This is a genomic window from Clostridium sp. 7_2_43FAA, from assembly GCF_000158375.2.
Classification (GTDB): domain Bacteria; phylum Bacillota; class Clostridia; order Clostridiales; family Clostridiaceae; genus Clostridium; species Clostridium tertium.
In genome coordinates this window covers 2,211,854-2,226,803 of sequence record NZ_JH815222.1, presented here as the reverse complement: position 1 = coordinate 2,226,803, position 14,950 = coordinate 2,211,854, and the positions used below count along the sequence as shown (strand labels likewise).

At 26.4% G+C, this 14,950-nt stretch carries 13 protein-coding genes; 12 read left to right on the top strand and 1 reads right to left on the bottom strand.

What is annotated here, in order from left to right; all coding sequences use genetic code 11:
- The first annotated feature begins 177 nt into the window (after window positions 1–177).
- From CSBG_RS12090 to CSBG_RS18775, 4 genes are all read left to right on the top strand, one after another.
- On the top strand, window positions 178–1,773 hold the full coding sequence (locus tag CSBG_RS12090) for a PTS transporter subunit EIIC (protein ID WP_008679881.1): 1,596 nt from the start codon (window positions 178–180) through the stop codon (window positions 1,771–1,773).
- 15 nt (window positions 1,774–1,788) lie between these two features.
- Window positions 1,789–3,117 carry a 6-phospho-alpha-glucosidase gene (locus tag CSBG_RS12085; RefSeq protein ID WP_008679880.1) on the top strand — a complete coding sequence of 443 codons (1,329 nt, stop codon included), beginning with the start codon at window positions 1,789–1,791 and terminating at the stop codon, window positions 3,115–3,117.
- Window positions 3,118–3,303: 186 nt separating this feature from the next.
- Entirely contained in the window at window positions 3,304–3,627 is a 324-nt protein-coding gene (locus CSBG_RS12080) for a helix-turn-helix transcriptional regulator (protein ID WP_008679879.1), read from the top strand.
- Window positions 3,628–3,674: 47 nt separating this feature from the next.
- Window positions 3,675–3,758, top strand: coding sequence for a hypothetical protein (locus CSBG_RS18775; protein ID WP_235840812.1), 84 nt, complete (start codon window positions 3,675–3,677; stop codon window positions 3,756–3,758).
- A 162-nt stretch (window positions 3,759–3,920) separates the two neighbouring features.
- Here the strand turns inward: CSBG_RS18775 and CSBG_RS12075 are convergent, their stop codons facing one another.
- Entirely contained in the window at window positions 3,921–5,123 is a 1,203-nt protein-coding gene (locus CSBG_RS12075; RefSeq protein ID WP_008679877.1) for a YibE/F family protein, read from the bottom strand.
- Window positions 5,124–5,494: 371 nt separating this feature from the next.
- Between CSBG_RS12075 and CSBG_RS12070 the strand changes: the two genes are divergently transcribed.
- From CSBG_RS12070 to CSBG_RS12035, 8 genes are all read left to right on the top strand, one after another.
- Window positions 5,495–6,184 carry a response regulator transcription factor gene (locus CSBG_RS12070; RefSeq protein ID WP_008679875.1) on the top strand — a complete coding sequence of 230 codons (690 nt, stop codon included), beginning with the start codon at window positions 5,495–5,497 and terminating at the stop codon, window positions 6,182–6,184.
- Window positions 6,185–6,320: 136 nt separating this feature from the next.
- Window positions 6,321–7,592, top strand: a complete 1,272-nt coding sequence (locus tag CSBG_RS12065; protein ID WP_147568006.1) for a HAMP domain-containing sensor histidine kinase — start codon at window positions 6,321–6,323, stop codon at window positions 7,590–7,592.
- 281 nt (window positions 7,593–7,873) lie between these two features.
- Window positions 7,874–8,278, top strand: coding sequence for a hypothetical protein (locus CSBG_RS12060; RefSeq protein WP_008679871.1), 405 nt, complete (start codon window positions 7,874–7,876; stop codon window positions 8,276–8,278).
- A gap of 72 nt (window positions 8,279–8,350) precedes the next feature.
- Window positions 8,351–9,430, top strand: coding sequence for an efflux RND transporter periplasmic adaptor subunit (locus CSBG_RS12055; protein WP_008679869.1), 1,080 nt, complete (start codon window positions 8,351–8,353; stop codon window positions 9,428–9,430).
- Window position 9,431: 1 nt separating this feature from the next.
- Window positions 9,432–10,112 carry an ABC transporter ATP-binding protein gene (locus CSBG_RS12050; RefSeq protein WP_035285351.1) on the top strand — a complete coding sequence of 227 codons (681 nt, stop codon included), beginning with the start codon at window positions 9,432–9,434 and terminating at the stop codon, window positions 10,110–10,112.
- A complete protein-coding gene (locus CSBG_RS12045) occupies window positions 10,102–11,310 on the top strand; it encodes an FtsX-like permease family protein (RefSeq protein WP_035285348.1) in 1,209 nt (402 codons plus the stop codon). Before CSBG_RS12050 ends, CSBG_RS12045 begins: the two co-directional genes overlap by 11 nt.
- Window positions 11,311–11,475: 165 nt before the next feature.
- Window positions 11,476–12,627 carry an MFS transporter gene (locus CSBG_RS12040; protein ID WP_008679867.1) on the top strand — a complete coding sequence of 384 codons (1,152 nt, stop codon included), beginning with the start codon at window positions 11,476–11,478 and terminating at the stop codon, window positions 12,625–12,627.
- A 380-nt stretch (window positions 12,628–13,007) separates the two neighbouring features.
- Window positions 13,008–14,897, top strand: coding sequence for an endonuclease MutS2 (locus CSBG_RS12035; protein WP_008679865.1), 1,890 nt, complete (start codon window positions 13,008–13,010; stop codon window positions 14,895–14,897).
- Window positions 14,898–14,950 lie beyond the last annotated feature (53 nt).

Below are 14,950 nucleotides of genomic sequence, written 5' to 3'. Positions count from 1 at the left end.
TATTATAGGAGAAATTCTATGATAGTTTTTTTGTTTTGTTGTAAAGGTAAACATGTTTACTTTTTGAGTAACATGTTCCTGAAAAGGTTAAACCTATTAACAATGTTTGTTTAAAATGTTATTCTATCTTCAAGGTAATTACCAAGCAGAAATTTAAAAAAGATAGGGGATATTAGAATGAAGGATAAGATTTTAGATAGTATGCAGAAATTTGCTAAAGCTATGATTGGACCAGTCTTATTTTTACCAATAGTAGGTATGTCAATAGCACTAACAGCTATACTTACCAATACAACTTTTGTTAGTGAAGGCGGAGTTATATGGACAATAGGAAAATTCTTTAATGGGATGTTATCACCTATTATGGGGAACTTAAGTATCCTATTTTGTGTTGGAATTGCCATAGGTATGGCTAAAAAGAAAAAAGCAGAAGCAGCTTTTGTAGCAATTATGTCCTATATATTATTTTTAGGAGCAAATAGTAAATGGTTAGAATTATCAGGTAAATTAATAGCTGGTAATACTGCAAGTGAGTTATATGGAACTGGACAAACTATTCAATTAGGATTTCATGTAACAGATATGGGAGTTTTCCTAGGAATGATATTAGGAATAGCAGTAGCTGTAATTCATAATAAGTATGTTAGTAAAGAATTCAAAGGTGCTATGGCATCTTATGGCAATAGTAAATTTGTATTTATAATTATGATTCCAATAGTTGCAGTATTAAGTATATTAGCAACATATATTTGGCCAAGCATAGCTAATGGAATAACTGCTCTTACAGGCTTTATGAGTACAGCAGGTGCTTTAGGAGTATTTGTTTACGGGTTCTTAAATAGATTCTTAGTACCTACAGGATTACATCATTTGATTTGGTCTCCATTCCTATATTCAGCAGTAGGAGATCAAATGATAATTAATGGAGAAAACGTTATAGGTGCTAAGCCTGTATTCCTAGCATTACTTAATGATCCTACGATAACAATGATGCCAGATTCAGCAAGGTTTTTAAATTATGGTTTAGTTAAAACATTTGGAGTTATTGGTGTGGCTTTGGCATTTTATTTCACAGCTAAGAAAGTAAAGCGTAGTAATTTAAAATCACAATTAATTCCATCAACATTAACTGCAGTAATAGCTGGTATTACAGAGCCATTAGAATTTACATTTATTTTTGCAGCTCCATTATTATGGTTTGTATATTCTGTTATAGATGGATTTTTCCAAATGATAGTTTATGTACTTAATGTAAGAGTTTGCGCAACAAATGGTATTTTAGATTTTCTTGTAATAAATTTACCAGCAGGTATCGGAAAAACTCATTGGCCAGTATATATTTTAGTAGGTTTAGTTGAAATAGCAGTAATTTTTATAGTATTCAAATTTATGATTGAAAAAATGAACTTAAAAACACCAGGTAGAGAAGATGATGATAGCGATATTGCAATTGATTTAAAGGAAAATGCAGCAAAAGTTAAAAAAGAAATGAAGTCATCAAACAAAGAAATTGATAATGCTGAAAATGATAGGGAAAAAGCTTTAACTATTATTAAAGCATTAGGTGGAAAAGAAAATATAGTGACTGTAGAAAATTGTTTTTCAAGACTTAGAGTAGATGTTATTGATGATACTGTAATCGATGAACAAACATTAAAAACTACAGGAGCATCAGGTGTAGTTAAGAAAGGAAAGAATATACAAGTTGTATATGGGCTTTCAATAAGTAAAATAAGAACAATAGTAGACGACGCATTAGAAATAGCAGAATAAGGAGGAATATTAGAAATGAAAAAATTTAAATTAGTTATAGTTGGTGGGGGAAGTACTTATACTCCAGGAATTGTGAAAAGCTTATTAGCTAAAAAGGAAGAATTTAAAATAGATGAATTAAGATTATATGATATAAATGAAGAACGTCAAAATAAAGTAGGCGTAATAGTAAAAAAAGTTGTTGAAATGTTTGATCCAGAAGTGAAATTAATATTCACAACTAATCCAGAAGAAGCTTTTAAGGATGCAGACTTTGTTTTTGCACAAATGCGTGTTGGTTTATACAAGATGAGAGAAATGGATGAGAAGATTCCACTAAAATACAATGTAGTTGGACAAGAAACTTGTGGACCAGGAGGATTAGCATATGGTTTAAGAACTATATATCCTATGGTTGAAATGATTGATTTCTGTGAAAAATATGCAAGTAAGAACTATTGGATAGTAAACTATTCAAATCCAGCAGCTATTGTAGCAAAAGCTATGTACAAGCTAAGACCAAATGCAAGGATCTTAAATATATGTGATATGCCAGTTGCAATTATGAGAAATATGGCAAACATTTTAGATTGTGATAGACATGATATAGAAGCAGATTACTTTGGACTAAATCATTTTGGTTGGTTTACAAACATAAGAGTAAATGGCGAAGATAGAACAGAAGAACTTAAAAACTATGTTCTAGAGCATGGATATTTACCTCCAGATTCAAGAAGTGAAGTAAGACATAATGATGCATCATGGCTTCATACATTTACTAATGCAAAGCATATGATGCAAATGTTCCCTAAATATCTTCCTAACACATATATGCAATACTATTTGCTAGGAGATGAGGTTGTTGGACATTCTGACAAAAATCATACTAGAGCAAATGAAGTAATGGAAGGAAGAGAAAAGAAGATATTTGATTCAGTAGATCAATATACTGCTACAGGGGAAATTGATCTTTCACAATTCTTTACTGGAGTACATGGAGAATTTATAGTAGAAGTGGCTATGAGTTTAGCATTTGACCTAAGAAAAAGACATTTAGTTATGGTTGAAAATAATGGTGCTATTAAGAACTTACCAGATGACTCTATGGTTGAAATTCCAGCTTATATAACTAAAGATGGCCCAGAAGCAGTTCGTGTTGGTGAAATTCCTACATTCTATAAAGGATTAATAGAACAACAAGAAGCTAGTGAAAAGTTAGTTGTAGAAGCTGCAATTGAAGGATCATATGAAAAGGCTCTTATGGCATTTACTATGAATAAAACAATTCCATCTGCATTTGTAGCTAAGCAAATATTAGATGAAATGATTGAAGCTAATAAAGAATACTGGCCAGAATTAAAGTAAGAGAAAAAGATACTCTTCATAAATTTATGAAGAGTATCTTTTTATGATTTTTAAATAAAAATCAATTAAGTATATATTAAATTAATTTTAATATTAAATAGTGCAACTGTTAGTTGACAAAATTGTTATCTTTAGGTGATAGATTATTAAGAGATTTAGCATTAAAATTAATATGAGGTGAGAGGAATGGGGTTTAATGAAAAACTACAAGGATTAAGAAAAGAAAAAGGTCTATCACAAGAAGGATTAGCTGAATTAGTAGGAGTATCGAGACAATCAGTCGCTAAATGGGAATCTAAAAAATCATATCCAGAGGTTGATAAATTAGTTCAGCTAAGTAATGTATTTGGAGTAAGTATTGATAAGTTATTAAAGAATATTGAAGAGGAATGTTGTAATAAAGAAATAAAGAAAAGTATTAATGGTATAGATGAAAAAATAATAGATTTTTTATGTAGAGCAAAGAAATTAACTTATGCAGGTGGTGGCAATGAAAGTCAATCTTTTTAAAGGAAGTATTATCAAAAGTTACAAAAGAATATCCTTATAGGGGACCTATGGTATATCAAAATGAAGATTACAAATATCATTGCATTGTTGAAGGTGGTTTTGAATGGTTTAAAGGTTATGAAGAGATATAACTTAAGGATGTTAAAGTATATGAATGTATATTTCATGGGGGAATTATACTATAAGTTAAGAATAACTGGATTATATTAAAAAGTAATTTTACATAATTTCTTATGAGTACCTATATGGCTAAGAGGTAAATTTGTAAAGGGAGTCGCGTTTCGCGACAACCTTTACTTTTTAAATTTAAGTTCATTTTTACATAAATAACAGCCTATAAATGCAGTAATTGGAACTGCTAGTACTATTCCTATGCTTCCAGATAAACCTTGTATTATTTCAATTCCTAAAAGGTCTAAATTTATCAATTTATTAAAAGGCATATTTGCTGAAAAGACTAATATCAAAATACTTAAAGAGCCACCAGCAAATGCTAAAATCAATGTATTAGTCATTGTTCCAATAGTGTCTTTACCAATGTTCATAGCACTTTTAAATAATTCATTAAAGCTTATTTTATCGTTTACTTTATGGATTTCAAATATTGATGAAGCAATTGACATTGCAATATCCATTACAGCTCCAAGAGTTGCAACTAATATTCCAGTAAACATTATTCCCTTAATTTTCAATCCAGTATCCTCAGCAATATATGCTAAACTTTCTGCTTCACTCATATTTAATCCTGAAAGATTGGTTAATGATCCGAAAATATAAGCTATTAATCCTGCTATGATAACCCCTGAAACTGTACCTAAAATAGCAGTTAAGGTCTTTTTGTTAAATCCAGAAACTAGTACAAGAGTAATAGTTATACTTAATATGCTCATTAGAATTCCTGACAGTATGGGATTTACACCTCTAAGCATTAAAGGAACCATTAGATATACACAACATATTAAAGTGAAAATTAGAGCTACTAAAGATTTAACACCTTTAAATCCACCTATTACAACAACTGACAAAATAAATACTGCTATTAATAAATAAATCATATTACTTCGATCATAACTATATAAATTCATTTGAGTAGAACCATCTTTTTCAATAACTCCTACTATTACTTTAGTGCCTTCTTTAACTTTTAAATTATATAATCTACTGATTGGATTTTCTATTTCAAATGTATTTCCAGAATAAGGCTTTGATGAAATTTTAACTACTATCTTTTGAAATCCTACTTCAACATCTTCTATATAAGGATCTTTTGTCAAATCTTCACTTAAAACTTCTGTAACAACAGCATTATAGTATTTCATATGGCCATTATATTTATCAGGTAAAAATCCACTGCTAAATATAGATTTTGAAATAATAATTAAGATGATGCTAAAAAATATAACCCCTATCAATAAAATAAGATTTTCATTTGACTTGATTTTTACAAAATTTTCTCTTTTGTTAATTTTTTTGTTTTTCCCACCCTTTTTACCCATATTATCCTCCAAAGTAATATATTTACTATAATAATTATATTACAGTAAAATTGAAAGGTAAATTAGAGTATTAAATATTATTTAAAGTAATTTAACTATATGTTTTAATTAACAGTTAAAACTATAATTATATTAAATAGTAATATAATTATTTAAGTAAAATACAAGATTAAAAGTAGATAGAGGAGTTAATTCTTATATTAGTTGTTAGATATTACGCTTATTCAAATCTTATTAATTACTTATGCTTAGATATATATTAGATATTTATTGTAAATTATATAGAAATTTCGTCAAATATTACTTTAAGTTGGATAATATTGTATTATAATGTAATAAGATCGAAATTTATAAGCTATAAGGAGAATGGTATGATAAATATATTAATAGTAGATGATGAGAAAGAAATTGTAGACTTAATTGATCTTTACTTAAGGAATAAGGGATATTGTATTTTTAAAGCTTATGATTCAGATAAAGCATTAGAAATCTTAAATTTAGAAAAAATTAATTTAGCAATTATGGATTTAATGATGCCAGGAACAGATGGATATGATTTAATAAAGAAAATTAGAAGCACTAGTAATATACCAATAATAATTATTTCGGCAAAATGTGAAAACCATGATAAGGTTATAGGATTGGATATTGGAGCTGATGATTATATAACAAAACCTTTTGATCCATTAGAATTAATAGCTAGGGTTAATGCTCAATTAAGAAGATGTTATTTATTAAATTTAGAGGATAATAATGAGAATATTATTAAAAGTAGAGATTTAATATTAGATAAAGATAAAATTATTGTAACTAAGGGAGGAAAGGAAGTATTCTTAACCTTAAAAGAATTTAAATTATTAGAATTATTTATGGAAAATAAAAATAAAGTTTTAACAAAGCAAAGGATATTTGAAAATATTTGGAAAGAGGAATATCTATATGATGATAATGTAATAATGGTACATATAAGTAATTTAAGAGATAAAATTGAAGACAATAACAAAGAAAATAAATATATAAAAACAATAAGAGGAATAGGGTATAGATTTGAAGAAAAATAATATTTTTAGGAATAAGAGTTTTAGAAATAAGAGTTTAAGTAGAATATTTATTGTTAACTATATATATACAATAATAATATTTATTATAGCTTTAATATTATTTATCTTTATTTTAATTTGGGGAATTATATCTAATATGCATTTGACAAAAGAAGAAGAAAGGCTTATGGAAGAAGAATTTTTTGTTCAAAACTATGAAGATATTAATATTAATGGAATATTAGAAGTTGGTGGATGGATAGAAACCATAGAAAATAATAAAGTTATTAGTGTAATTGGAGAAAAGAAAGATAATATAAATGACTATAATTTATTAAATGTTATAAATTTCTATGAAGATCAATTAAAAAAAGAAGAAAAGTTTTTTGATTTAAAAGTATATAAGCAAGATGATAAATTATATATAGTGAAAATTCCTAATAGTGAATTTTTTTTAACAAAACAATTAAAAATAAAGAGTTTAGGCAAGAGAGTTAGAGAAACTATAAAATATTCATTAGTTATAGCAGTCGTGTTTATGGTATTAGCCTTATGGGGGGGTTATTATAAGTATATAAAGAAAATTAGAGAGCCTTTAAATCAAATAAATTTAGGTATAGAAAAGATGAGTAAAGGAAACTTATCAGTAAGATTAGACTTTGAAGGATATAAGGAAATAGATAGTATAAGAGATAGCTTTAATTATATGGTAAAAGAAATTAAATTAGTTAATGAAAATAAGGATAAGCTTGAAAAAAGTAAAAGGGATATGATAAGAGATATAGCACATGATATAAAAACCCCAATAACTTCTATTATGGGATATTCACGGGCTTTAAACGATGGAACTGTACAAGATTCAGAGGAGAAAAGAATTTATTTAGATTATATCTATAATAAAACATGTAGATTAAACTACTTAGTAAATGAACTTTTTATATTTACTAAATTAGATAGTATAGATTATAAATTAAATATTAAACAAAATGATATTTGTGAATTTTTAAGGGAAGTAGTAGCCCTTTATTATGGAGAAATTGAGGAAGCTGAATTTAACTTAGAAATAGATATTCCGGAAGATCCAATTTATTATAAATTTGATGCTAAAGAATTAGAAAGAGCTATATGTAATTTAATTATTAATTCTTTAAAATACAATGAAAGAAATACGACTATTTTTATTGGACTAAATAATAATGAAGAAGATATAGAAATAATAATTGGAGACAATGGAATAGGAATTAAAAAAGAAATACTAGATAAAGTTTTTGAGGAATTTGTGAGAGGAGATATTTCTAGAGAGTCTAGTGGTGGAAGTGGACTTGGATTAGCTATTACTAAAAAGATTATAGAATTACATAAAGGAAAAATTATTTTGATTTCTGATGAAGGGGGCGGAAGTAAATTTAAGATAATTTTAAAAAAATAAAAATAGGTGTATCAGAACTATAATTTACTATATTATTTTTAGATTTTCTAAACTAAAAGAACCAAATGAGATGTAATGATTCTTATTTTGTGTTCTTTTTTATAATTATAAAGTATTTAATTTTCAAATAGAATAAGATATTATTTTTGTCCATTAGATATTTAGAGGTAGATTCTATTTTTGCTTAAACTAAACTTAAGATAAACTTAAGGTAACTAATATTGTATTTATTTGAGGTAAATAGTACTATAAAAATGAATATTTTGGAGGGGGAAATAGCAATGGAAAATAATGTAGAAAGAAAAAGAGTAGGTGCTGGGATTATTACAATGTCTGTGCTTTATTTAATTGGACAAGTATTTGTTATATTTGGATCTATAATTAATATCTTTTTTAAAGATGAAACAAATAAGATTTTAGCTGATGCAGGAATGGGGACTCAAGTAAATATAGCTCAAATTTCAATAACATTAGCTATAGCATTAATAATAACTATAGCTGTAATATTAATTTTATGTAAAAAACCTATTGGAGCATTTGTATTTATAGGTATAGAGGTATTATCATTCATTTATTCAGCAATAATTTCTGGAGTTAATTTATATACACCATTAAATCTAATTTTTCCAGGATTAATGATTTTCTTTATTTATAAAAAGAAAGATATATATTTTGTTAAGGAATAATGTGCAAGGTGAGTAAATCTATTTATTAGATTTACTCTATTCATTTAAGAACATTATATAAGAGGTGATGTTATGAAAAAGAAACAATTTATAATAGGAATTAGTATATTTATAATAGCTTTAATTGTAACAGTAAGTGGAGCACTATATGTTAAGAATAAATCAACACTGGATAGTAACAAGGAAAATAAAGTTGATTATTTTGAAATAGAAGACACTAGCGGATTAAAATTTAAGGGAAGCAGTATTATAAGTAATGAGCAAAAGATAATTTTAGATAACTCCAATGGAGAGTTAAATGAAGTATTTGTAGAAGATGGACAAATTGTAGAAAAAGATAAAGTGCTTTTTAATTATTATAATGAAGTTATTCAAGAGCAAATAGATGAGCTAAATAGACAAATTAGTTCATTGAGTTCAAAAATTGATAGAGAAAAAGAAAGAATAAGTAAGTTAGAATCACTAAAAAAAGAAGAGCAAGCATCTTCGGAAATAATAAATCAAGGAGAACAAAACTTAAATCAAGGTGTAAACATACAAGGAGAGCAAGTTGAAAATGCTAGTATGTTAGAAGAGTTAAATGCAAATTTAAATGATGTTATTTCTAAAAGGGATTCTCTTAAAGGAAAAGTAGTGAAAAGTGTAAAAGCAGAAATAGGTGGAAAAGTTTATATAAATAATGAAGATCCTACAAAAGAGTATATGAGAATAATTTCTCAGGATTCTTTAATTGCATCAGAAGCGTCAGAATTTGATATAGAGGAACTTAAAATAGATGATAAAGTAGAAATGAAAATTATAAGTAATAATAAAAAAGTTACAGGTAAGATAACAAAGATTGAAGAAATTCCATCAATGTCAGCAGATCAAAAATCTGTGGTATATAAGTTTTATATTAAGCCGGATGAAAGTATAAAAATAGGATTTAGCGTAGAGTTAACAGTAAATCCAGCAGAGATATCAATCCCAAAAAGTTGTGTTATAGAAGAAGCGGGAAAACTATACGTTAAATTGATTGAAGGTGAAAATAATAAAAAAGTAGAAATATCAGCAATTTTAAAGAATGATAACTACATAATTCAAAATGACACTTTAAAAGTAGGAGATAAGATACTATTAAATCCTTCCGAAGATAGTAAGGAGGAAGTATAATATGATAAAACTGAAGGGTATAAATAAGTATTATTCTTCAGGAGAAGAAAAATTACATGCATTAAAAGATGTAGATTTAGATGTAGCTAAAGGGGAATTTCTAGCTATAATGGGTCCCTCTGGATCAGGTAAATCTACAATGATAAAAATATTAGGCTTATTAGATAAAGAATTTCAAGGAAGTTATTTTCTTGATGAAAAAGAAGTGAAAACTCTAAATGATGATTTACTTAGTAATTTAAGAAATGAAAAAATAGGTTTTGTATTTCAAGATTTTAATTTAATTGATAGATTAACTATTAAGGAAAATATAGAGCTTCCTATGTTATATATGGGAAGAGGAATTAAAGAAACTAAAGATAAAGTAAAAGAGCTCTTAGAAAAAGTAAAATTATTAGATAAGATTGATAAATATCCAAAACAATTATCAGGAGGACAGCAACAAAGAATATCAATAGTTAGATCATTAGTAAACAATCCAGATATAATAATTGCTGATGAGCCTACTGGGGCTCTTGATAGTAAAACTTCAGAAGAGATAATTGAAATATTCAACAAATTAAATAAAGAAGGAATAACTATTATTTTAATCACTCATGATATAAATGTTGCAAAAAAAGCAAAAAGAATAGTAAAGATTTTTGATGGACAACTTAAGGAGGTAGATAATAATGAAATTTAGAGTTTTAATTTTTACTGCCTTAAGAAATTTAAATAGAAATAAGAAAAGATCAATTCTTACAATGATAGGAATAATTATTGGTATAGCGTCTGTCATTACAATAGTGGCACTAGGACAAGGGTATAAAAATAAGACCATTAAGGAATTTACAGGAGAAACAGATGGAGCTGTTGTTCTTATGGCAAGCTTTAGTCCAGAAACTTTTACAGAAGAAGTTTCAAGTATGGAGTTTTTTAATAATAAACATAAAGATTCAGTTGAAGGATTAGATTCGGTAGAATCAGTTGAATTTCAATATAGTAGCAATTCTTTTGGAGAATATATGCAAATGGATGTTAGAGGAAAAGTGATTAATGTTTTAGTTAAGCCTGTAGAAGAGTTTGATATAGCAGAAGATGCTTTTGGAAGAAATTTAACTAAAAATGATAACCTTCTTAAAAATAGAGTTATATTTGCCTCAGAACAAACATTAAAAAGTAATTTTGATGATGTAGAGAAATTAGTAGGCGGAATAGCAACTATAAATGGTATATCCCTTGAAATTGTAGGTATAAAAAAAGCACCACAGGAAGAGGAGATAAGTTTCTTTAATATGGGAGGAGATGTAAGGATTCCAAAAGAAACTTATGATAAATACTTTTCTAGTATTAAAAAAGTGGAAGGATTAAAGATTACTTTAAAAAATGATAGTGATGTAAAAGCTAGTATAAAAGAAATAGAAAATACTTTAAATTCAATTGATGGAAATAGAGTTAAGGGGAAATATGAAATAATAGATACAAGTGGAATAGTAAATTTATTAGGGGGAGTACTTAATACTATAACTATGTTCATTGCATCTGTTGCAGGTATTTCTTTATTTATAGCAGGAATAGGCCTTATGAATATGATGTACACATCAGTTTCAGAAAGAATAAGAGAAATTGGAATAAAAAGAGCACTTGGAGCAAGGAAAAAAGATATTAGGAGAGAATTCTTAATTGAAGGTATAGTAATTACTATGGTTGGTGGATTGGTGGGATATATACTTGGAATGATTATTGCAAACATAATATCAATGTACTTTAAATTAGTAATTACACCAAGTTTATTTACAAGTTTATTAGCAATAGGGATATCAATTGTAATAGGACTTGCATCAAGTTTTATTCCAGCAAGAAAGGCAGCAAATTCAAATACTGTAGATATACTAAAATAGAAAGTGGATTAATTCACTTTCTATTTTTTTATTTAAATCATATAATATATTTATAAATAGTTGGAGGTATTATTTATGTTTAGACCAATTTAACTTAAATTCTAAATTCATTTTTTAACCTTTTTATAAAGGTTTATTTGTTATGTTTTTAGGAGGAAAGTTAAATTGAATAATAGAAGAAATATATATTTAATGAATCTTATAGTATTTTTACAAGGGTTCGTATTTTATGCTCCAATAGCTACAGTATTTAGGGAAAACAGAGGGATATCCTTATCGCAAATTTTCTTAATTGAATCTATTTCTATGATTTTAATAGTAGTATTAGAAATACCTTGGGGGATTTTTGCAGATAAATTTGGGTATAAAAAGACATTAATAATATCAAATTTTATATTTTTTATATCTAAAATTATATTTTTTAAAGCGAATTCATTTTTAATGTTTTTACTCGAAAGAGTATTGTTAGCTATATCAATATCAGGTTTATCAGGATGCGATTACAGTTTAATATATTTATCAATTAATGATGAAGAAAATAGTGAGAGGATATTTGCTAGATATGAATGGTTTTCAACTATAGGTTTTTTACTAGGATCAATAATGTCAACTTATATAGTTAATATATCGATGGGTTTAACTGCTTATTATACTATAATTCCTTATGGATTAGCTTTTTTAGCATCTTTATTTTTAGTTGATGTTAAAACTGAAATTGTTAAAAAAGAAAGTATAAAAGATAATTTCAAGTTTGTAATAAGTAATAAGTCAATAATAATATTTATAGTTGCAACTTCTTTAATTAGCGAAGTAGTTCAAAGTATAACCGTCTTTTTAAATCAAGGACAATATATTAAAAGTGGAATAGATATTAAATATTTTGGTGTTTTATTAGTAGCAATTCAAGTTATGAAGTTAATATCAGTAAAGTCTTATAAATTAAGTAATATACTTGGGAAAAAGAAATCAATAGTGTTTTTAATGATGGTAATATTAGTAAATTCATTTACATTAATAATTGTAGACAGTTCAGTATTGAGTTTTTTATGTATAGCATTAATTGCTATTAGTATGGCAGTAATGGAACCAATGATTATTGATATAAAAAATAAATCAATAGTTTCTAAAAATAGAGCAACTATTTTATCTATATATTCTATGATAGGAAGTATTATATCAGCAGCTATTAAGCCAGTTATAGGATTTTCATCAAACACATCATTAGGTAATGGATTAATTATTTGTGCTTCAATTAGCTTAGTTTCAATAATATTGATAGGATATTTTATAAAAATTACTGATAATAAATATAAATAATTAAAATTTTTATTGACGATAAATAATTTTTATCATATATTATATTTAGATAGATTTTAAAATAAAGAGAGGTATTTTTGTGAGTGTTTAGTATCTAAAATAGTAATTTAACATTAATTCTAAAAAATAGGGTGTTATACCTTTATTTGTTGTGGAATTAATAAAACTATAATAGATACAAGTCCACGAATATACTTTTGAGTATTTTAAATACTCTTATTAGTGTTGAATTTATAGCTGTGGAAGTATCCATGGCTTTTTTATTTGTATAAAATTATTTAGTTTTCAATTATGAATTATTAAAAATATAAGAAAAAATATTATTTAAAATCTATCTAGATTTCGTAGACTTGTAAATAATACAAGGAAGGTTTTTTAACATGAATAAAAGTACACTAGAAAAATTACATTATTATAAATTAAAAGAAATTATTAAGGGATATTGCGTTAGTGGGCTAGGTAAAGCCTTAATTGATAAGCTTGAACCTACTGATAATATGAAGATTGTAGAACAAAGGTTAGAGGAAACATCAGAAGGACGAAGATTATTAGATGCATCTTATCATATACCCTTAGAAGGAATTTTTGATGTAGTACCACTTATTGAAAAGATTGATAAAGGGGCATCATTAGATCCAAATGAATTAGTAATGATATCTAACTTTTTAAGAGGATGTAGAAAAGTTAAATTATTTATAAAAGATAAAGAGGGATATGCTAAGACATTAAGCTCATATGGAGAAAATATAACAGATTTAAGCTATATAGAAGATGAAATAAATAATTCGATTAAAGGTAGCACTGTTGATTCCAATGCTAGTAAAGAACTTAAGAAAATAAGAAGGCATATTGATATTTGTGAAGGTAAAATAAAGGAAAGACTTGAAAAGTTCTTAAAAAATAGTGCTAATAGAGAATATATTCAAGAAAGTTTTATAAGTCAAAGAAATGGAAGATATACCATACCAATAAAGGCAGCATTTAAAAATCAAGTTCAAGGAACTATAATTGAAACTTCAGCTAAAGGGTTAACTGTATTTATAGAACCGAATATAGTAACAAAATATACAACAGAACTTGCAACATTAAGGATAGAGGAGAGCATTGAAGAGTATAGGATTTTATCTACAATTACTGAAATGATTTATGAAAGAATTAGAGATTTGAAGATAAATATTGAAGTAATATCAGAGTATGATATGATTTGGGCAAAAGCTAAATATAGTCGTGAAATAAATGGAATTAAACCTAAAATAAATAACCATGGATATATAAAAATAATAAAAGGAAAGTATCCATTAATTAAGGATGGAGTACCATTAGACTTTGAAATTGGAGAAGATTACAGAAGTTTAATAATTACTGGACCAAATGCTGGTGGAAAAACAGTTGTGTTAAAAACAGTAGGACTCTTAACTTTAGCAACGCAATCAGGATTTCATATAGGAGCAAAGGAAGGAACTGAAATATCTTTATTTAATAAGATATTTGTAGATATTGGAGATGATCAAAGTGTTGAAAATGCTCTAAGCACATTTTCATCTCATGTTAAGAATCTAGCACAAATTTTAAAAGAAAGTAATAAATCTACTTTATTATTATTTGATGAAATAGGTAGTGGAACAGAACCAAATGAAGGAGCAGCACTTGCAATTGCTATATTAGAAGAATGTTATCATAAAGGGTGCATAACAGTAGCATCTACACATTATGGAGAAATAAAAAATTTCTCAAAGGAACATCCTGATTTTGAAAACGCAGCAATGGAATTTAAGAAAGATACACTTGAACCACTATATAAGCTTTCAATTGGGAAATCAGGAGATAGTAATGCCTTATATATTTCAAAAAAGATGGGAATAGATGATAATATTATTGAGAAAGCAAGAAAATATATAGACTCTAAAGAGTATAATTATGATCTAGTTAAAGAAAGTAATATTTCTAAAAAGAAAATTCAAAATAGTACAATTGAATATAATTTATATTCAATTGGAGATAAGGTTAAGCTTTTGGATAACAACAAAGAAGCAATAGTATATAAGGAAATTAACGAACTAAACAATATAACAGTTTTATGCGATGGTGAATTTATTGAAGTTAATTATAAAAGATTAAAGTTAGAAATAAAGGCAGAAGATCTTTATCCAGCAGGATATGATTTAAATCAATTATTTGTAAGTTTTAAAGAAAGAAAGCTTGAAAGAGATATCGAAAGAGGATCTAAAAAGGCTTTAAAGAAGATAAGAAAAGAACATTTTATAAAATAATCGTAAAGCTAGGTATCTAAAATAGATGCCTAGCTTTTTTATATTTATTAATA